Consider the following 19716-nt stretch of genomic DNA (forward strand, 5'->3'; position numbering starts at 1 on the left):
CCCGCGAACCGGGCCGGGAACCATGTCAGCCCGCCAGCCCCAACTCCCGTGCGATCAGCATCCGCTGTACCTCGCTCGTGCCCTCGCCGATCTCCAGGATCTTGGAGTCGCGCCACATGCGGGCGACCGGGTACTCGTTCATGAAGCCGTAGCCGCCGTGGATCTGGGTGGCCTCGCGGGCGTTGTCGACGGCGATGGTCGAGGAGTAGAGCTTCGCGACGGCCGCCTCCTTCTTGAACGGCTCGCCCGCGACCAGCCGGCTCGCCGCGTCCCGCCAGGCCAGCCGGGAGGTGTGGGCCTTCATCTCCATGTCGGCGATCTTGAACTGGATGGCCTGGTTGGCGCCGATCGGGCGGCCGAAGGCGTGGCGCTCCCCGGCGTACTTCACCGACTCGTCGACGCAGCCCTGGGCGAGGCCGGTGGCCAGGGCCGCGATGGCGACGCGGCCCTCGTCGAGGATGCGCAGGAACTGGGCGTAGCCCCGGCCCTCTTGGCCCAGCAGGTTCGCCGCGGGGACGCGGACGTCCGCGAAGGACAGCTCGCGGGTGTCGGAGGCGTTCCAGCCGACCTTCGAGTAGGGGGCGGCCACCGTGAAGCCGGGGGTGCCGGACGGGACGATGATCGAGGAGATCACCGGCCTGCCGTCCGGCTTGCGGCCCGTCACCGCGGTGACCGTGACCAACCCCGTGATGTCCGTGCCCGAGTTGGTGATGAAGCACTTGGTGCCGTTGATCACCCATTCGCCGGTCGCCGGGTCGATCCGGGCCGTCGTACGCGTCGCGCCCGCGTCGCTGCCGCCGTCCGGCTCGGTCAGGCCGAACGCGCCCAGCATCTCGCCCGAGCACAGCCGGGGCAGCCACTGGCGCTTCTGCTCCTCGGTGCCGAAGAGGTGGATCGGCATCGCGCCCAGGGAGACGCCCGCCTCCAGGGTGATGGCGACCGAGGAGTCCACCCGGGCCAGCTCCTCCAGCGCGATGCCCAGCGCCAGATAGTCGCCGCCCATGCCGCCGTACTCCTCCGGGAACGGCAGCCCGAACAGACCCATCCGGCCCATCTCGCGGACGATCTCGTACGGGAACTCGTGCCGCTCGTAGAAGTCGCCGATCTTCGGCGCCACGACATCGTGCGCGAACTCCTCCACCGTGCGGCGGAGTTCCTCCAGTTCGGGGGAGAGACGGTGGTCCATGCTGATCACTGGTCCTTGTGGGAGAGAGCGCGGACGGTACGGGACGGGCTGGGCCGGCCCAGTCGTTCGGCCATCCACACACTGGTTGCGGTGAGGCGGCCGAGGTCGACCCCGGTGTCGATGCCGAGGCCCTGGAGCATCCACACGAGGTCTTCGGTGGCGAGGTTGCCGGTGGCGGACTTGGCGTAGGGGCAGCCGCCCAGGCCACCGGCGGAGGCGTCGATGGTGGTGACGCCGTGTTCGAGCGCCGCGTAGGTGTTGGCGAGCGCCTGGCCGTACGTGTCGTGGAAGTGCACGCCGAGGACGTCCGTCGGCACGCCCTCCCCGGCGAGAGCCGTCAGGAGCGCGCGGACATGGCCCGGGGTGGCCACGCCGATCGTGTCGCCCAGGCTCAGCTCGTCGCAGCCCATGCCGACCAGCGCCTTGCAGACGCGCACGACCTGGTGGACGGGGACCGGCCCCTCCCACGGGTCGCCGAAGCACATCGACAGATAGCCGCGGACATGCACCCGCTCGGCCTTCGCACGGGCCACCACCGGCTCGAACATCGCCAGGGCCTCGTCCACCGTGCGGTTGAGGTTGGCCTTCGCGAACGACTCGGTGGCGCTGGCGAAGACGGCGACCCGGCGGGCGCCGAGGGCCAGGGCCCGGTCGAGGCCGCGTTCGTTCGGTACCAGCACCGGCAGCGCCACCGGCAGATCGGCGACGAGCGGGAACAGCTGCTCGGCGTCGGCCAGTTGGGGCACCCACTTGGGGTGTACGAAGCTGGTCGCCTCGATCGTCGTCAGGCCCGCGTCGGCCAGCCGGCGGACGAACTCCGCCTTGACGGCCGTCGGCACCGTGGCCTTCTCGTTCTGCAGCCCGTCGCGCGCGCCGACCTCGTGGATCCGCACCCGGGCGGGCAGGCCCCGGGCCGGCACGGTCATGGGGAGTCCGTCGGCAGTCACTCCGTCACCTCCTCATGGGGCGCGATCACCGCGAGCACCTGGTCCATGGCGACCGTCGTGCCCGGCTTCACGTCCAGCTCGGCGACCGTGCCGGCGTGCGGGGCGGAGACCACGTGCTCCATCTTCATCGCCTCCACCACCAGCAGGCTCTGACCGGCGGCCACTTCGTCCCCGACGGCCACCTTCACGACGGTGACCGTGCCGGGCATGGGAGCGGTGAGCGAGTCGGCGCCCGAGTGGGCGGCCCGGGTCAGGGAAGCGGCCACCGGGTCGTGGTCGCGCACGTGCCAGGCGTCGCCGTCGCGGCCCAGCCAGTCGGCCGCGCGGTGGAAGGTGTGCCGGACGCCGTCGACGGTGACCGCCACCTCGTCCTCGGTGACGGTGTGGGTGCCGCGCGGGGCGTACTCCACCGGATCGCTCACCCGCAGCGGGAAGGCGACCGGTTTGGGCGTGCCGCCCAGCCGCCAGCCGCTCGGCACGGAGAAGGGGTCCGTCCAGCCCGTGGCACGGGGCTTCAGGGCCTCCAGGCGTACGGCGGCGGCGGCCTCGTAGACCTCCTCCGGTACGTCGGTGGAGACCAGCTCGTCCACCACCCGCTCGACCAGCCCGGTGTCCAACTCGCCCGCGACGACGGCCGGGTGGGCCAGCAGCCGGCGCAGGAACCCCGCGTTGGTCTGCACGCCCAGCGTGACCGTCCGCGCGAGGGCGGCCCGGAGCTTCCTGATCGCGGTCGCGCGGTCCGGGCCGTACGCGATCACCTTGGACAGCATCGGGTCGTACAGGCTGCCCACCTCGGTGCCCTCGCTGAGCCCGGAGTCGGTGCGGATGCCGTCGCCCTGGGGTTCCCGGAGGCTGAGCACCGTACCGCCGGAGGGCAGGAAGCCGCGCGAGGGGTCTTCCGCGCAGACGCGGGCCTCGATGGCGTGCCCGGTGAGCTCGATGTCCCGCTGCGCGTACGGCAGCCGCTCGCCCGCCGCAACCCGCAGCTGCCACTCCACCAGGTCCAGGCCCGTGATGAGCTCGGTGACCGGGTGCTCCACCTGGAGGCGGGTGTTCATCTCCATGAAGTAGTACGAGGACGGGTCGTTGCCGGGGACGATGAACTCCACCGTGCCCGCGCCCCGGTATCCGCACGAACGGGCCGCCTGCACCGCCGCCTCGCCCATCGCGGCCCGGGTCTCCTCGTCGAGGAGCACGCTCGGCGCCTCCTCGATGATCTTCTGGTGCCGCCGCTGGAGGGAGCACTCGCGCTCGCCGAGGTGGACGACGCCCCCGTGGCCGTCGGCCAGCACCTGGATCTCGATGTGCCGGGGCCGGTCGACCCACCGCTCGACGAGCAGCGTGTCGTCACCGAAGGAGGCGCGGGCCTCGCGGCGGGCGGCGGCGATCTCGTCGGCCAGCAGACCGATGTCCCGCACGAGCCGCATGCCCTTGCCGCCACCGCCCGCGGAGGGCTTCAGCAGCACCGGCACGCCGATCTCCCGGGCCGCGTCCGCGAGCTGGGCGTCGGTGAGCCCGCTGCCGCTCGACCCGGGGACGACCGGTACACCGGCCGCCCGCACCGTCTCCTTGGCGCGGATCTTGTCGCCCATGAGGGAGATGGCGTCCGCCGGGGGCCCGATGAAGACGAGCCCCGCCTCCTCGCACGCACGCGCGAAGTCGGCGTTCTCGGCGAGGAAGCCGTACCCGGGGTGGACGGCCTGCGCGCCGGTGCGGGCGGCGGCCTCCAGGATCCGCGGGACGGACAGATAGCTCTCGGCCGCGGGCGCCGGGCCGATCCGGACCGCCGTGTCGGCCTCCCGTACGTGCCGCGCGTCGGCGTCGGCGTCGGAGAAGACGGCGACGGAGCGCACGCCCATCGAGCGCAGCGTTCGGATGACGCGTACGGCGATCTCGCCCCGGTTGGCCACGAGCACTGTGTCGAACACGGGTCCCCTCCTCACATCCGGAAGACGCCGAACTGGGGGTCTCCCAGCGGCGCGTTGGCACAGGCGGTCAGGGCGAGGCCCAGTACCTGCCGGGTCTCCAGCGGGTCGATGACCCCGTCGTCCCACAGCCGGGCGGTCGCGTAGTAGGCGTTGCCCTGGCGCTCGTACTGCGCGCGGATGGGCGCCTTGAAGGCCTCTTCCTCCTCCGCGGGCCACTCCTGGTTTTGGGCGTCCAGCTGGTCCCGCTTGACGGTGGCGAGGACCGAGGCGGCCTGCTCGCCGCCCATCACGGAGATCTTGGCGCCCGGCCACATCCACAGGAAGCGGGGCGAGTACGCCCGGCCGCACATGGAGTAGTTCCCGGCGCCGTACGACCCCCCGACCACCACCGTCAGCTTGGGCACGCGTGTGCAGGCCACCGCCGTCACCATCTTGGCGCCGTGCTTGGCGATGCCACCCGCCTCGTAGTCCCTGCCGACCATGAAGCCGGAGATGTTCTGGAGGAAGACGAGCGGGATCCCGCGCTGGTCGCACAGCTCGATGAAGTGGGCGCCCTTCTGGGCGGACTCGGAGAACAGGATGCCGTTGTTGGCGACGATCCCGACCGGGTGGCCGTGGATCCGGGCGAAGCCGGTGACCAGGGTCTGCCCGAACTCGGCCTTGAACTCGGCGAAACGGGAGCCGTCGGCCACGCGCGCGATGATCTCCCGTACGTCGTAGGGGGTGCGGGAGTCGACGGGGACGGCGCCGTAGAGCCCGTAGGGGTCGACCTTCGGCTCGACGGCTTCGGTGACCTCCCAGGGCAGGGGGCCGCGCGCGGGGAGGGTGGCGACGATGTTCCGCACGATCCGCAGGGCGTGGGCGTCGTCCTCGGCGAGGTGGTCGGTGACGCCGGAGACCCGGGAGTGCACCTCGCCGCCGCCGAGCTCCTCGGCGGTGACGACCTCGCCGGTGGCCGCCTTCACCAGCGGGGGGCCGCCGAGGAAGATCGTCCCCTGGTTGCGGACGATCACGGCCTCGTCGCTCATGGCGGGCACGTAGGCGCCGCCGGCCGTGCACGATCCGAGCACGGCGGCGATCTGCGGGATGCCCGCGCCGGACATCCGGGCCTGGTTGTAGAAGATCCGCCCGAAGTGCTCACGGTCCGGGAAGACCTCGTCCTGCATGGGCAGGAAGGCGCCGCCGGAGTCGACGAGGTAGAGGCAGGGCAGCCGGTTCTCGAGGGCGACCTCCTGGGCGCGCAGATGCTTCTTCACCGTCATGGGGTAGTAGGTCCCCCCCTTCACGGTGGCGTCGTTGGCGACGATCACGCACTCGCGCCCGCTGACCCGCCCGATACCGGCGATGACCCCGGCGGCCGGGGCCTGGCCCTCGTACATACCGTCGGCCGCCAGCGGGGCCAGCTCCAGGAAGGGCGAGCCGGGGTCGAGGAGGGTGTCCACCCTGTCCCGGGGCAGCAGCTTGCCGCGCCCGGTGTGGCGGGCGCGGGCCTTCTCACCGCCGCCGAGCGCCGCCGCGGCGAGCTTGGCGCGCAGTTCCTCCACGAGCTCGCGGTGCGCGTCCTCGTTGGCTCGCCAGGCCTCGGACGCGGGATCGGCCGCGCTCGTCAGCTCCGGTGCCTCGTGCATCCTGCGGGTCCCCTCACTTTGTTAATGAGCGTTAACGCATTTCCTCCAGGTTAACGAGCGCTAACCTCGCTGTCTAGAATTGCTTTCATGGCCACCAGAACCGACGCCCCCACCCGACGCGAGCAGATCCTCAAGGAGGCCGCACGGCTCTTCGCCGAACGCGGCTTCCACGGTGTCGGGGTCGACGAGATAGGTGCCGCGGTGGGCATCAGCGGGCCCGGCCTCTACCGCCACTTCGCGGGCAAGGACGCGATGCTCGCGGAGCTGCTGGTCGGCATCAGCGGCCAGCTGCTGACCGGGGCCAAGCGGCGCCTGGCGGAGGCCGACGGCGCGGCTGCCCCGGAGGCGGTCCTGGACTCGCTCATCGAAGGGCACATCGACTTCGCGCTCGACGACCGTCCCCTCATCACCCTGCACGACCGCGAGCTGGACCGCCTCCGCGACAGCGACCGCAAGCTGGTGCGGCAGCTCCAGCGGCAGTACGTCGAACTGTGGGTGCAGATCGTCCGCGAGGTGTACCCGGAGCTGCCCGAACCCGCCGCCCGCTCCGCGGTCCACTCGGTCTTCGGCCTGCTCAACTCCACACCCCACCTGAGCCGGTCCGGCTCCCTCCCGGGCCGAACCGCGACCGCGGCACTCCTGCACCGGATGGCCCGGGGGGCTCTGGCGGCGGCCTCGACGGCTGCGTGACGAGCATTACCCCCTTCACCCTGGACCACTGCCGCTACTCGCCGGTACCGTTGCTCTGAGCAAGCGCTTAGACATGCCGAGGTACGTGGAGGTGGCGGCGTGCGCCGTACGGTGTTCAACGAGGATCACGAGGCGTTCCGGGAGACCTTGCGCGCCTTCATCGAGGCCGAGGTCGTGCCGGTGTACGACGAGTGGTTCGCCGCCGGCCAGGCCCCGCGCGAGTTCTACTACAAGCTCGCCGAGCTGGGTGTCTTCGGCATCCGGGTCGACGAGGAGTACGGCGGCGCCGGCATCGACTCGTACAAGTTCGAGGCCGTGATGTACGAGGAGACCTCCCGCGCGGGCGTCCAGTTCGGCGGCTCCGGCGTGCACGTGCTGCTCGGCCTGCCCTACATCAAGATGCTCGCCACCGACGAGCAGAAGAAGCGTTTCCTGCCGAAGTTCGTCTCCGGCGAGGAGATGTGGGCCCTCGCGATGACCGAGCCGGGCACCGGGTCCGACCTCGCGGGCATGAAGACCACCGCCAAGCTGAGCGAGGACGGGACGCACTACGTCCTGAACGGCGCCAAGACCTTCATCACCGGTGGCGTCCACGCCGACCGCGTGATCGTCTGCGCCCGCACCTCCGCCCCGACGGCCGAGGACCGCCGTTTCGGCATCTCGCTGTTCGCCGTGGACACCAAGTCCGAGGGCTACTCCATCGGCCGCAAGCTGGACAAGCTCGGCCTGAAGACGTCCGACACCGCCGAGCTGGCGTTCGTCGACGTGAAGGTGCCGGTGGAGGACCTGCTCGGCGAGGAGAACAAGGGCTTCTACTACCTCGGCCACAACCTGGCGTCCGAGCGCTGGGGCATCGCCTTCGGCGCGTACGCCCAGGCCAAGGCGGCCGTCCGGTTCGCCAAGGAGTACGTCCAGGAGCGCACCGTCTTCGGCAAGCCGGTCGCCGCCTTCCAGAACACCAAGTTCGAGCTGGCCGCCTGCCAGGCCGAGGTGGACGCGGCCGAGGCCGTCGCCGACCGCGCACTCGAAGCCCTCGACGCGGGCGAGCTGACCCCCGCCGAGGCCGCCAGCGCCAAGCTGTTCTGCACCGAGGTCGCGCACCGCGTGATCGACCGCTGCCTGCAGCTGCACGGCGGCTACGGCTTCATGAACGAGTACCCGATCGCCCGCCTGTACGCGGACAACCGCGTCAACCGCATCTACGGCGGCACCAGCGAGATCATGAAGTCGATCATCGCGAAGGACATGGGCCTGTAAGCCGGCCGCAATTACTGCCCGGTACAACTGTCACCCATGAGCCAGGCACTTCAGGATCTCCTCGATCTGCTCGACCTCGAGCAGATCGAGGAGAACATCTTCCGCGGCCGGTCCCGGTCCGCCGTCGTCCCCCGCGTCTTCGGCGGGCAGGTCGCGGCCCAGGCACTGGTCGCCGCCGGGCGTACCGTCCCCGCGGACCGGCACGCCCACTCCCTGCACGCTTACTTCCTGCGGATGGGCGACCCGGGCGCACCCATCGTCTACAACGTCGAGCGCATCCGCGACGGCCGCTCCTTCACCACCCGCAGGGCGGTCGCGGTCCAGCACGGCAGGCCGATCTTCACGCTGTCGGCGTCCTTCCAGACGTACGAGGAAGGCCTCGACCACCAGGCCCCCATGCCGCCCGCCCCCGACCCGGCCACGCTGCCCACCTCGCAGGAGCGCCTGCGCGGCTACGACCACCTCGACTCCGAGATCGTCGAACGGTTCCTGGAGGCCCGCGAGGCGATCGACCTGCGCTACGTCGAGGAACCGCCGTACGGCAGGTTCGGCGAGCCGCGCGAACCGCACTCCCAGGTGTGGTTCCGCACCAACGGCAAGCTCGCCGACGACCCCCTGCTGCACGTCGTGCTCGCCACCTACGTCTCCGACATGACCCTCCTCGACTCCGTGCTGCTCGCGCACGGCCGGGGCGGCTGGGCCGTCGGTGACGTCGTGGGCGCCTCGCTGGACCACGCGATGTGGTTCCACCGGCCGTTCCGGGCCGACGACTGGCTGCTGTACGACCAGGAGTCGCCGTCGGCGTACGGCGGCCGGGGTCTGGGCCAGGCCCGTATCTACACGCAGGACGGGCGGCTCGCCATCTCCGTCATCCAGGAGGGCGTCGTCCGCGTTCCACGGTGACTGGTTCCGCAGTGGCTCCCGAGATGACGTGTGACGGGTGCGGGATTAGGCTCTTGGAGTGAAAGCCGCAGCGAACGGCATGTTCGGTCGACGAGGTTCCGGATCCCTCGGGACCTCAGCCGCAGTACCCGTCGGCGCTACCGCGTAGGGGGACTGCAGGCGTCGGCGACAGCGTCGTGCCGCTCATGACGCAGCGGTGACATCCGAAGACCGTGCCGTACTTCTACCTCGTCTTGCGGTGGCGGCCATCCCCTCGCGCCCTCCGGCCTGGAGCCCGCGAGCGACGATGGAACGGAAGGTATCTCCCATGCGAGCACAACGCACGAGGCGTCTCGTCGCGACGTCAGCAGCCGGGATGCTGCTGGCCGGCGGAGCCGCGATCGCCGGGGCGGGCACCGCCGCGGCGTCCTCGGACCACTCCGACCACGGAAGCTACAGTCGCCACTCCGACGACTACGGCGACCACGGCGGGTGGAACAACGACCACGACAAGGACAACGGCCGTCACCACAACGGTTACGACCACGGTGATCACGACAACGGTCGTCACCACGACAACCACGATGACGACGACTGTGACTGATCCTGCCCGTCCGTGACCGGATCGTGGCGTGCGGCTTCTCAACCGGGCCGCACGCCACGGTACTTCAGGCCTCCGACAGCCCGGCCTCGGCCAGCAGATAGGCCGTCAGGGGGTCGTAGTAGCGGGGGCTGAGCACGTGGTCGTCGAGCGGTACGGCCACTTGCAGGGTGCCCTCCGACTCGGCGAGGAACAGCGCCGGGTCGTTGGAGTCGGCGTACCCCACCGAGTCGACGCCGTGCTGTCCGGCGAATCCCGCCCAGCCGTGGTCGGCGACGACCAGATCGGGCAGCGGGCGCCCCTCGCGCTCAAGTCCCGTGAGAATGGCGCGCATCGGCTCACCGGAGTGGGTGTGCCACAGGGTGGCGCCGTGTTCGAGGACGGCCACGTCGGCGAACTGCATCACGTAACCCTCCTCCGTCTGCAGCCCGTCCGGGATGACGACGATCTCGCAGCCGGCGGCGCGCAGCGCGGCGGCCGTGGCGCGGTGCACGTCGAGCAGGCCGCCGGGATGGCCGGTGGCGAACAGCACCCGCTGCTGCCCCTCGGCCGCCTTGCGCAGCCGCCCCGCCAGCCGGTCCAGGGCGCCGACCGTCAACTCCGGGTCGATGGTGTCCGGGCCGTACCGGTACTGCGGATCGTCGTTGACGCCGACCCGCTCCGCCATCACCGCGAGCACGTCCTGCTCGTCACTCCAGCGGTCGCCGAGTTCCAGTCCGAGCCAGAAGTTGCGCTCGCCGTTGGCCAGCCTGCGGTAGTGGGAGAGGTTGTTCTCGCGGGGCGTTGCGACGTCGCCCGCGATACGGGTCCTCACAAGGTGGTCGACGAGCTCGGCGCGGCTGGGTGTCCCGGGTATCGGCATGCCTCCATTGTGGAGCAGCGGACTGTGCGCGTCCCCGGCATATCATCCGCTGGGACGTGGGTCACTTCGCAGGTCAGTCGCGGATCGCTCACAGGTGCCGCAGCGCGAACCACAGCTCCATCCGCACGTCCGGGTCGTCCAGGTCGGCGTCGAGGAGCGCCGCGCAACGGGCGATCCGCTGCCGGACGGTGTTGCGGTGCACCGACAGGGCCACCGCAGTACGGTCCCAACTGCCGTGCAGGGACAGCCAGGTGCGCAGTGTCTCGGTGAGCGCGGGGTTGGCCGCGACGGGGCCGAGGAGTGCGCGGGCGTGGGTCTCGGCCTCACCGGGCGGCACCAGGTCGGCCAGGGCGGGGCGGCTGCCGTGCCGGACCAGCGCGGTGCGGGTGGCCCGGGCGCGGGCCAGGGCACGGGCCGCCTGGGTGTCGCCGGCCGGCCAGTCGCCGGGCGCGACGGCGGCGCTGACCCCGAGGGCCCAGCCGGGCTGCGGGGCGGGTTCCCGGTCCGCGGGGACGAGGACCCGTACGGCGCCCTCCGCGAGGTCCACCAGCGCGGACCCCAGGGCGGCGCCGAGCGCGGAGGCGGCCACCGCGTCCGCCGGCTGCGCCTCCGGCCGCGCGTGCACGACGACCCATCGCCCGGCCCCCAGCAGCGGGGCCACGTCCTCGGGCGGGGTGCCCAGCAGCAGTCGCACGAGCGCGGACGAACGGGCCGCTTCCGCGCCGCTCTGGTGCTCGCCGGTGAGGAGGGAGAGGAGGACGGCCGCGACCGAGGCGATGGTGTGGTCCCCGGGCTCGCGCCGCGCGGTGGCGACCCCGAGCACGAAGCCCTGACCGGTGCCCAGGGCGTAGGCGGCGAGATGGGTGCCGGAGACGGTGTCGGTGGCGGAGGACGGTGCCTGCGCCCGGACGGGCCGTACGACCCCCGCCAGCCCCGTCAGCGCCGCCCATACCTCCTGCGGCGTCTCCCGGCCCGCCGCCGCGATCTCCGTCCCGTCCGGGCCGTACAGCGCCGCCCGGCCGCCCAGGCGCTGGGCCAGCCGACGCAGAACCGAGGGCACCGGGTCGGGCTGCGAGGCGGCGGAGGCGAGGCTCTGCTGGGCGTCCGTGACACGGCGGAGTTCGGCCAGGCGGGCCTGCGCCATCAGCTGCCAGACCGCGCGGGCCACGCCGGAGAACGTGGTCTGCGGCGGCACCTCCAGGAGGGGGAGACCGTAGGCCTCGCAGGCGGCGACCAGGGCGCGCGGGACCGTGTCGTGCACCGGCGCCAGACCGAAGCCGAGCGCCGCGCCGCCCGCGGCCACGATCCGGGACACGTAGTCGTCGAAGTACGTGCCCGCCCCCGCCGCCTCCGGAATGTGCACCCCGGCCGTCAGCAGCAGCTCTCCCCCCAGCAGGTACGGATACGGGTCGGCCATCTCCGAGGTGTGCGCCCAGTGGATCACGATGCCGGGATCGTCCGGCCCGGCGATCTGCCTCAGGCCCAGGTCCTCCCTGGCCAGCAGCGCGACCAGAGGGACCGGTGGGGTCGGTGGTACAGGGGTGTCCGGCATGGTGGACGATTCCTCCATCCACTAGGGAGGTGATGGATGAAACGTACACTTCCAGGGCGCTTTTCGGCCACCTAGGGTCAACCCACGAACCACCTGGCCATCGCTTGAGCAAGAAAGGTGGGCCCCATATGGCCGTCGACTACACAGTGATCGTCGTCTATCTGGCCGGAATGCTGGCCATGGGCTGGTGGGGCATGCGCCGCGCCAGGTCCAAGAGCGAGTTCCTCGTCGCGGGCCGCCGCCTTGGGCCGGCCATGTACTCCGGCACCATGGCCGCGATCGTCCTCGGCGGCGCGTCCACCATCGGCGGGGTCGGCCTGGGCTACAAGTACGGCCTCTCGGGTGCCTGGATGGTCCTCACCATCGGCCTGGGCCTGCTCGCCCTGTCGGTCTTCTTCTCCGCCCGCATCGCCCGGCTGAAGGTCTATACCGTCTCCGAGATGCTCGACCTGCGCTACGGCGGCCGGGCGGGCGTGATCTCCGGCGTGGTGATGTGGGCGTACACGCTGATGCTCGCGGTCACCTCCACCATCGCCTACGCCACGATCTTCGACGTCCTCTTCGACATGAACCGCACCCTCGCGATCGTCCTCGGCGGCTCGATCGTCGTCGCGTACTCCACGCTCGGCGGCATGTGGTCGATCACGCTGACCGACATGGTGCAGTTCGTGGTCAAGACGGTCGGCGTGCTGCTCCTGCTGCTGCCGATCGCCGTGGTCAAGGCGGGCGGGTTCGGCGCGATGAGGGCCGAGCTGCCGACCTCGTACTTCGACCCGCTGGGCATCGGCGGCGAGACGATCTTCACCTATGTGCTGATCTACACCTTCGGCATGCTCATCGGGCAGGACATCTGGCAGCGCGTCTTCACCGCCCGCAGCGACCGGACGGCGAAGTGGGGCGGCACGGTCGCGGGTACGTACTGTCTCGCGTACGCCCTCGCCGGCGCCGTCATCGGCACGGCCGCCAAGGTGCTCTACCCCAAGCTGGGCAGCGCCGACGACGCCTTCGCCACCATCGTCAAGGACGAACTCCCCGTCGGCGTGCGCGGACTGGTGCTCGCCGCCGCCCTGGCCGCCGTGATGTCCACCTCCTCCGGCGCGCTGATCGCCTGTGCCACCGTGGCCAACAACGACATCTGGTCGCGGCTGCGGGGCGCGGTGCGGGCCTCCGGCGAGCAGCACGACGAGATCCGGGGCAACCGCGCCTTCATCCTGGTCATGGGCCTCGCCGTGATCGGTACGGCCATCGCCCTCAACGATGTCGTGGAGGCGCTGACCGTCGCGTACAACCTCCTCGTCGGCGGCCTGCTGGTCCCCGTCCTCGGCGGACTGCTGTGGAAGCGGGGGACCGTGCGGGGCGCCCTCGCCTCGGTGATCGTGGGCGGCCTCGCGGTGATCGGCCTGATGGCGTACTACGGCATCCTCGCCAACCAGCCCGTCTACCTCGGCCTGTCGGCGTCCCTGGTCGCCTATGTCGCCGTGTCCCTCGCCACGGAGCCCACCGACGCGGCCGTCCTCGCCGCCTGGCGCGAGCGCCTCGCCGGGCGGACCCCCGAACCCTTGTCCGAACCGGTCCCGGCTCACCAGTAGAGTCGTAGAGCAAGCAGTGCATACGCGACGAAGCGTAGGAAAGAAGGCAGTACCCATGAGCAGCAACGAGACGCCCCGCGGCCCCGTCGACTCCTCCCGCATCCCGCGGTACGCCGGACCCGCGACCTTCGCCCGGCTGCCCCGCCTCGACGAGGTCGGCACCGCCGACGTCGCGGTGGTGGGCGTGCCGTTCGACTCCGGCGTCTCGTACCGGCCGGGCGCCCGCTTCGGCGGCAACGCCATCCGCGAGGCGTCCCGGCTGCTGCGCCCCTACAACCCGGCGCAGGACGCCTCCCCGTTCGCCCTGGCCCAGGTCGCCGACGGCGGCGACATCGCGGTGAACCCCTTCAACATCAACGAGGCCGTGGAGACCGTCGAGGCCGCCGCCGACGAACTGCTCGGCACGGGCGCCCGACTGATGACGCTGGGCGGCGACCACACCATCGCGCTGCCCCTGCTGAGGTCGATGGCCAAGAAGCACGGCCCGGTCGCCCTGCTCCACTTCGACGCCCACCTCGACACCTGGGACACCTACTTCGGCGCCGAGTACACCCACGGCACCCCGTTCCGCCGCGCGGTCGAGGAGGGCATCCTCGACACCTCCGCGCTCTCCCACGTCGGCACCCGCGGCCCGCTGTACGGCAAGCAGGACCTCACCGACGACGAGAAGATGGGCTTCGGCATCGTCACCTCGGCGGACATCTACCGCCGGGGCGCCGACGAGGTCGCCGACCAGCTGCGCCAGCGCATCGGCGACCGCCCGCTGTACATCTCCATCGACATCGACTGCCTCGACCCGGCGCACGCGCCCGGCACCGGCACCCCGGAGGCGGGCGGCATGACCTCCCGCGAACTCCTGGAGATCCTGCGCGGCCTGGCATCCTGCAACCTGGTGTCGGCGGACGTCGTCGAGGTGGCCCCCGCGTACGACCACGCGGAGATCACGTCGGTGGCGGCCTCGCACACGGCGTACGAGCTGACCACGATCATGACCCGCCAGATCGCCGCGGCCCGGAAGGACACCGAAGCGAAGTGACCCACGACCACGACCTGGAGCTCCGCCCGACCCCCGCGCAGAGGGAGGCCGCACTGAACCCTCCACCCGGCCGCAACGGCGGAGACCTGGTCGTGGAGACCCTGGCCGGGCTGGGCGCGACGACCGTCTTCGGGCTGCCCGGCCAGCACGCGCTGGGCATGTTCGACGCCCTGCGCCGGTCCTCGCTGCGCTATGTCGGCCTGCGGGTGGAGAACAACGCCGGTTTCGCGGCGGACGCGTACGGGCGGATCACCGGTGAGGCCGCGCCGCTGCTGCTCTCCACCGGCCCCGGCGCGCTGACCTCCCTGGCCGCGCTCCAGGAGGCGGCGGCGGCCTCCGCCCCCGTGCTGGCGATCAGCAGCCAGATCCCGACGGCGGGCCTCGGCGGCGGCCGGCACGGCTATCTGCACGAACTCCCGGACCAGGCGGCCTCGTTCCGGGGCGTGGTCAAGTCGGTCCACACCGTCCGCACCCAGTCCCAGATCCCGTCCGCCGTCGCGGCGGCCTGGAAGTCGGCGTTGACGGCCCCGCACGGCCCGGTGTGGGTGGAGATCCCGCAGGACGTACTGCTCGCGGAAACCACCCTGCCGGTGGTGACGGCGGTGGACGCGACCCCGGACGAGATGGCCCCGCGCCCCGAACTCACCGCCGTGGCCGCCGACCTGCTGTCCCGAGCCGCCCGCCCGGCGATCATCGCGGGCGGGGGAGTGGTACGGGCGGACGCGTCCGGCAAGCTGAGGCGGCTGGCCGAGAAGCTGGACGCTCCGGTCGTCACCACCTTCGGCGGCAAGGGCGCGTTCCCCTGGAAGCACCCGCTGTCCCTGCAGTCCTGGCTGGAGGACCGGCACACCACGGACTTCCTGGAGGACGCGGACGTCCTGCTGGTGGTGGGCTCCGGACTCGGCGAACTGTCCTCGAACTACCACACGTTCAAGCCGCGCGGCCGGGTCGTCCAGATCGAGGCGGACCTCGGCAAGCTGGAGTCCAACCATCCGGCCCTCGGCATCCACGCGGACGCCCGCCTGGCGCTGCAGGCGCTGCTGGAGACGGTGGAGGAGCGGAGGGACGAGACGGCGCGCGAGCGCGTCCGTGCCGTCCTCGCGAAGGTCGCCGACCGGATCGCCGCCCAGGAACTCACCCTGGAGCAGGATGTGTTGGCGGCGGTCCGCCGGGCGCTGCCCGATGACTCCCCGTCCTTCTGGGACATGACGATCCTGGCGTACTGGGCCTGGTCCGCCTTCGACGCCCACGGCCCCAACACCATGCACTCCGCGCAGGGCGCCGGCGGACTCGGCTACGGCTTCCCGGCGGCGCTGGGCGCGGCCGCCGCCGACCCGATCCGCCCGGTGCTGGCGGTGTCCGGTGACGGCGGCGCCCTGTACTCGATCGCCGAGCTCGCCACGGCCCGCCAGTACGGCCTGGACGTCACCTGGCTGATCGTCGACGACGGCGGCTACGGCATCCTGCGCGAGTACATGAACGACGCCTTCGGCCAGGCGACGGCGACGGAACTGGCCCGCCCGGACTATGTGGCGCTGGCCGAGTCCTTCGGCGTCCCCGGGGTGCGGACGACCCCCGAGACGCTGGAGGCCGACCTGTCGAAGGCGCTGGCGTCACCCGGCCCCTCGGTGGTCGTCCTCCCGGCGGTGCTGCGGATGTTCGCGCCGACGCACCTGGACTGAGGCCCGGGGGTCAGCAGTTGCCCGGGCCCACTCCGTCGATACGGCCGCCGAAGTCGCCGAGGTAGCGGGAGCGCCAGTCGCCGTTGAAGACGTCCCGCTTTTCGAGCGGCTGCCAGTTGATGAAGCACGCCTTGGTGCTCGCGACGGCCGAGCCGACGTGGTCGTGCAGGAAGGGCGGCATGTCGCGGTAGCCGCTGCGGGCCGTCCACTCCCAGTAGCTGCCGCCGAAGCCCTCCCCGCTCCAGAAGCACACCGATCCGTCGGGACAGGCGGGCGGGGCGTCCTGGGCGGCGGCGGCCTGGGCCGGCAGGAGCAGGGCGGTCAGCGCGAGGGCGGCGCCAAGGGACCAGGAACGAAGCTTCACGGGCTCTCGGGGAAAGGGAGTTGGGACACCCCGGCGGACCTGCCGGGGTGCCGCCATGCTCCTGTCCGGGCGCGGCGACACGCCCGAGTCCAAGATCGACTTCACCTGTGTGAGCGAACTAGTAGAACCAGTAGGACCGCCCTACCAGATCGCTTCCACCCACTCCGGGTGGTCGATGAACGGGTTGCGGTTGTGCTGGTAGGTGTCGTAGATGACCTGGTTGCGCTTCTCCTCGAAGGCGCTCGGCGGGTCCTCGTCGTTCCACTGCTTGAGGACGGAGAGCTTGCCGATGTAGGGGTTGCTGCCGTTGTTCACCTTCTCGTTGGGTTCGAGGTCGGCGAAGCCGTCGTCGCCCTCGTAGCGCACCGCCATGTAGAGGATCATGCGGGCCACATCGCCCTTGTCCGCGTCGCGCGGCTCGAACGAGTCGGAGTCGGTGAGGCTGCCGCCCCCGCCGCTGACCGTGCTGCCGCCGTTGTCGAAGTCCTTGTTGCCGCGGATGCTGTTGACCGTCACGTCCGCCGGGCGCAGGTGGTGCAGATCCGTGCCGGGGCCGGTCACCTCGCCGAAGTCGCCGTGCGACTTGGCCCATACGTGCTCGCGGTTCCAGTCGCCCGTGTCGCCGCCGTTGAGGGACTTGGCCCGGGAGACACCGCTGTACAGCAGGATCACGTTGCTGCTGTTGTTCGGGTCCTGGTCGGTGACCTTCAGCGCGTTCCAGACCGCGGAGTACGAGATCTTGGTCTGGCTGCTGATGATCGTGTGCAGGGACGACTTCAGGCTCGTGCCGGTCTTGCCGATCGCGTTCTTGTAGTACGTCGAGTCGTACGCGGTCGTCGTCGCGGCGGCCGGGGTCGCCGTCAGGGTGGGGGCGGTGAGGCCGGCCAGGACGGCGGCGGTGGTCAGGGCCACCGACTTCCATCTGCGGGTGCGCGTTGTCGCCAGCATGTGGGGGTCCCATCTACGCGGGTTGATTGAAGGCGGCAAACGGGAGAATGACATGAACATGCGGTCGGGGCCATGAACTGAACATGTCGATTGGGTTACACCGACCGGCAGAACGGCCCCCGACCGGAAGGTCGAGGGCCGTCGAGGTGCGGATTTCCGGTCGGTGTCAGTCGAGGTCCGAGGGGTCCAGCCGGTAGATCGCCGACTGGTTGCCGCTCTGCGACGAGGACGAGGAGGACGAGGACGACGAGGACGACGAGGAGGACGCCGAACTCTTGCTGTACGCGCTCTCCTTCACCGCCGTACCGTGCTTCTGCACCCAGGACGTGACCTCGGAGCTGACGTCGCCGCCCCCGCCGGGGCCGCCGCCCATGCCCCCGCCGCCCAGCTGGATGTAGTGCAGCTCGCCCCTCTTCACCAGTTCCTTGAGCTTGGCCAGGGTCATCGCCTTGTCGGTGCCGGACCAGCCCCACATGGAGATGACCGGCTTCCCGCTGCTCATGATGAGCTGGGCCGCGCTCTGCGAACTGGACACCGCCAGCAGCCACTTGGCGCCGTCCTGGTGCTTCTTCAGATACGAGACGAGCTCGCCGCTCGCGCCGCCTCCCATGCCACCGCCGGGGCCGCCCGCACCGCCCGTACCGCCCGTACCGTTCGGCGGTGTGCCCGTCTCGCCGGTGCCGCCGGGGAAGCCGCCGCCCTGCTGGTTGCCGTCCGCCTGCTGTCCGCCCCCGGGCAACTGGCCGCCCGGAGCACCGCTGGGCGCGCTCCCGCCGGGGAGGCCGCCGCCCGCCTGCGCGTTCTGGCCGCCCTGCTGGGGCATCTCCCCGTTGCCGGGACCGCCGTTGCCGCCCCGGTTGCCGCCCGGCCCCCCGCCGAAGCCGCTGCCCGTCGAGGGGCCCGCCGTCGGGTTCGTGCCGCCCATGCCGCCGCCGCCCGACTCCGAGGGCACCGACCAGGCGTACGCGGCGGGTCCCGCGACCGCCGCGACGATCGCCGCCGCCACCGAGGCCGCCAGCAGCCGCACCCGGTCGCCGGAGCGGAAGACGAACAGGCCCACGATCGCCGCCGCCATGACCACGCCGATCGCCGGCCACAGCCAGGTGTTCCAGTCGGAGGCCCGGCGCAGCAGCACGATCGCCCAGATCCCGGTGACGGCCAGGGCCACGGGCAGCACCCACGCCCACCGCCTGTCGGCCCGGAAGGCGCGCAGCAGCATCACGCCGCCGCCCCCGCACAGCGCCGCGATGCCGGGTGCGAGCGCGGTCGTGTAGTACGGGTGCATGGTGCCCTCGGCCATGGCGAAGGTCAGGTAGTGCAGGCCCGTCCAGCCGCCCCACAGCACCAGCGCGGCGCGGGTGAGGTCGGTGCGCGGGGCCTTGCCGCACAGCACCAGGCCGCCGGCGCAGGCGATCGCGGCGAAGGGGATCAGCCAGGAGATCTGGCCGCCGAGGATGTCGTTGAAGAGACGGCCCAGGCCCGCCGTGCCGGAGAAGCCGCCGCCTCCGCCCCCGCCGCCTCCGCCGTTGCCCTCGCCGCCGAAGACCCGGCCGAGGCCGTTGTAGCCCATGATCAGGTCCCAGGCGGTGCCGTCCGTGGAGCCGCCGATGTACGGGCGGTCGTCGGCGGGGACCAGGGAGACGGCCGCCGCCCACCAGAAGCTGGAGACGGCCAGGGCCACGGCCGCGAACGCCAGGTTGACGATCCGCTTCACCAACTTCGGCTTGGCGGCGTACAGGTAGACCGCGAAGACGGCGGGCAGCGCGATGTAACCCTGGAGCATCTTCGTGTTGAACGCGAGGCCGAAGCAGGCCGCGGAGCCGAGCAGCGGCAGCAGCCTGCCGTCCCGCACCGCGCGCAGTGCCAGCGCCGCCCCGCCGACCATCAGCAGCACCAGCAGCGTGTCGGGGTTGTTGTCGCGGTTGATGGCCACCGTGATCGGGGTCAGGGCCAGCACCAGCGCGGCCAGCGCCGCCGCGCCGTGGCCCCACACCCGCTTCACGGACGCGTGCACGATCCAGATCGTGGCCAGTGCGGCCACGATCATCGGCGCCATCATCTGCCAGGTGCCGAACCCGAAGACGCGGCAGGACAGGCCCATGACCATCAGCGCGAGGGGCGGCTTGTCGACGGTGAGGAAGTTGCCCGCGTCCAGCGAGCCGAAGAACCACGCCTTCCAGCTCTGCGTGCCGCTCAGCACGGCCGCGCTGTAGAAGCTGTTGAGGCTGGAGCCGGAGAGGTTCCAGGAGTAGAGCACCGCCGCCAGGACCAGGATCGCGATCAGCGCGGGGAGCGACCAGCGGGGTGCCGCGTCCGGGGGCGCCGCGGGCCGGGTGGGCTCCGGCGGGGCGGGGGTCACGGGCGGGTGGGGATGTGGATCGGTGGCAGATGTCACGGGCGGCAGCCTGCCGGGCGGGGGTGGGAGGGCGCTGTGGCCGACCTGGCTGCTCCCTGTGAATACGCACAGGGTCCGGTCATGCCGGGTGGGTGACTCCTTGTACAGCCTTTGCCTAACGATCAACCGGAGTCGTACAACCATTCACTCGAATCTGTGAGTCATCAGG

At 71.5% G+C, this 19716-nt stretch carries 16 protein-coding genes; 7 read left to right on the forward strand and 9 right to left on the reverse strand.

Translation table 11 applies throughout. From position 1 onward, the window contains the following. Nucleotides 1–25: 25 nt before the first annotated feature. From ACZ7L0_RS12495 to ACZ7L0_RS12510, 4 genes are read right to left on the reverse strand one after another with little or no spacing between them, the layout of a single operon-like run. Nucleotides 26–1186 carry an acyl-CoA dehydrogenase family protein gene (locus ACZ7L0_RS12495; RefSeq protein WP_471242408.1) on the reverse strand — a complete coding sequence of 387 codons (1161 nt, stop codon included), beginning with the start codon at nt 1184–1186 and terminating at the stop codon, nt 26–28. Nucleotides 1187–1191: 5 nt separating this feature from the next. Further along, on the reverse strand, nt 1192–2112 hold the full coding sequence (locus ACZ7L0_RS12500) for a hydroxymethylglutaryl-CoA lyase (RefSeq protein ID WP_471242745.1): 921 nt from the start codon (nt 2110–2112) through the stop codon (nt 1192–1194). Nucleotides 2113–2129: 17 nt separating this feature from the next. Next, nucleotides 2130–4061, reverse strand: a complete 1932-nt coding sequence (locus ACZ7L0_RS12505) for an acetyl/propionyl/methylcrotonyl-CoA carboxylase subunit alpha (protein WP_471242409.1) — start codon at nt 4059–4061, stop codon at nt 2130–2132. Nucleotides 4062–4072: 11 nt separating this feature from the next. After that, nucleotides 4073–5689 carry a carboxyl transferase domain-containing protein gene (locus ACZ7L0_RS12510; protein ID WP_471242410.1) on the reverse strand — a complete coding sequence of 539 codons (1617 nt, stop codon included), beginning with the start codon at nt 5687–5689 and terminating at the stop codon, nt 4073–4075. 87 nt (nt 5690–5776) lie between these two features. Between ACZ7L0_RS12510 and ACZ7L0_RS12515 the strand changes: the two genes are divergently transcribed. The 4 genes from ACZ7L0_RS12515 (at nt 5777) to ACZ7L0_RS12530 (ending at nt 9122) form a co-directional block, all read left to right on the forward strand. Beyond that, nucleotides 5777–6379: an SACE_7040 family transcriptional regulator gene (locus ACZ7L0_RS12515; RefSeq protein ID WP_471242411.1), complete on the forward strand. Its 603-nt coding sequence runs from the start codon at nt 5777–5779 to the stop codon at nt 6377–6379. A gap of 99 nt (nt 6380–6478) precedes the next feature. Further along, the gene (locus ACZ7L0_RS12520) at nt 6479–7636 is read left to right on the forward strand and encodes an acyl-CoA dehydrogenase family protein (protein ID WP_471242412.1); all 1158 of its coding nucleotides are present in this window, start codon (nt 6479–6481) and stop codon (nt 7634–7636) included. A 36-nt stretch (nt 7637–7672) separates the two neighbouring features. After that, complete coding sequence (locus tag ACZ7L0_RS12525; RefSeq protein ID WP_471242413.1) at nt 7673–8539, forward strand: acyl-CoA thioesterase; 867 nt, start codon at nt 7673–7675, stop codon at nt 8537–8539. 307 nt (nt 8540–8846) lie between these two features. Continuing rightward, a complete protein-coding gene (locus ACZ7L0_RS12530; RefSeq protein WP_471242414.1) occupies nt 8847–9122 on the forward strand; it encodes a hypothetical protein in 276 nt (91 codons plus the stop codon). Between the two features lie 64 nt (nt 9123–9186). On the opposite strand, the gene ACZ7L0_RS12535 is transcribed toward ACZ7L0_RS12530, so the two are convergent. Then, on the reverse strand, nt 9187–9981 hold the full coding sequence (locus tag ACZ7L0_RS12535) for a phosphatase (RefSeq protein ID WP_471242415.1): 795 nt from the start codon (nt 9979–9981) through the stop codon (nt 9187–9189). A gap of 88 nt (nt 9982–10069) precedes the next feature. Further along, nucleotides 10070–11533 carry a PucR family transcriptional regulator ligand-binding domain-containing protein gene (locus ACZ7L0_RS12540; protein ID WP_471242416.1) on the reverse strand — a complete coding sequence of 488 codons (1464 nt, stop codon included), beginning with the start codon at nt 11531–11533 and terminating at the stop codon, nt 10070–10072. A gap of 128 nt (nt 11534–11661) precedes the next feature. Between ACZ7L0_RS12540 and ACZ7L0_RS12545 the strand changes: the two genes are divergently transcribed. From ACZ7L0_RS12545 to ACZ7L0_RS12555, 3 genes are read left to right on the forward strand one after another with little or no spacing between them, the layout of a single operon-like run. After that, nucleotides 11662–13122: a sodium:solute symporter family protein gene (locus ACZ7L0_RS12545; protein WP_471242417.1), complete on the forward strand. Its 1461-nt coding sequence runs from the start codon at nt 11662–11664 to the stop codon at nt 13120–13122. 55 nt (nt 13123–13177) lie between these two features. After that, a complete protein-coding gene (speB, locus tag ACZ7L0_RS12550; RefSeq protein ID WP_471242418.1) occupies nt 13178–14158 on the forward strand; it encodes an agmatinase in 981 nt (326 codons plus the stop codon). Further along, nucleotides 14155–15840 carry a thiamine pyrophosphate-binding protein gene (locus tag ACZ7L0_RS12555; protein ID WP_471242419.1) on the forward strand — a complete coding sequence of 562 codons (1686 nt, stop codon included), beginning with the start codon at nt 14155–14157 and terminating at the stop codon, nt 15838–15840. The genes speB and ACZ7L0_RS12555 overlap by 4 nt, the downstream gene beginning before the upstream one ends. Before the next feature lie 10 nt (nt 15841–15850). Here the strand turns inward: ACZ7L0_RS12555 and ACZ7L0_RS12560 are convergent, their stop codons facing one another. The 3 genes from ACZ7L0_RS12560 to ACZ7L0_RS12570 form a co-directional block, all read right to left on the reverse strand. Next, on the reverse strand, nt 15851–16204 hold the full coding sequence (locus ACZ7L0_RS12560; RefSeq protein WP_471242420.1) for a peptidase inhibitor family I36 protein: 354 nt from the start codon (nt 16202–16204) through the stop codon (nt 15851–15853). Nucleotides 16205–16345: 141 nt separating this feature from the next. Further along, complete coding sequence (locus tag ACZ7L0_RS12565; protein WP_471242746.1) at nt 16346–17149, reverse strand: endonuclease I family protein; 804 nt, start codon at nt 17147–17149, stop codon at nt 16346–16348. A 169-nt stretch (nt 17150–17318) separates the two neighbouring features. Beyond that, nucleotides 17319–19547 carry an ArnT family glycosyltransferase gene (locus ACZ7L0_RS12570; RefSeq protein ID WP_471242421.1) on the reverse strand — a complete coding sequence of 743 codons (2229 nt, stop codon included), beginning with the start codon at nt 19545–19547 and terminating at the stop codon, nt 17319–17321. Nucleotides 19548–19716: the final 169 nt, after the last annotated feature.

This window comes from Streptomyces sp. NPDC039424, assembly GCF_055639495.1.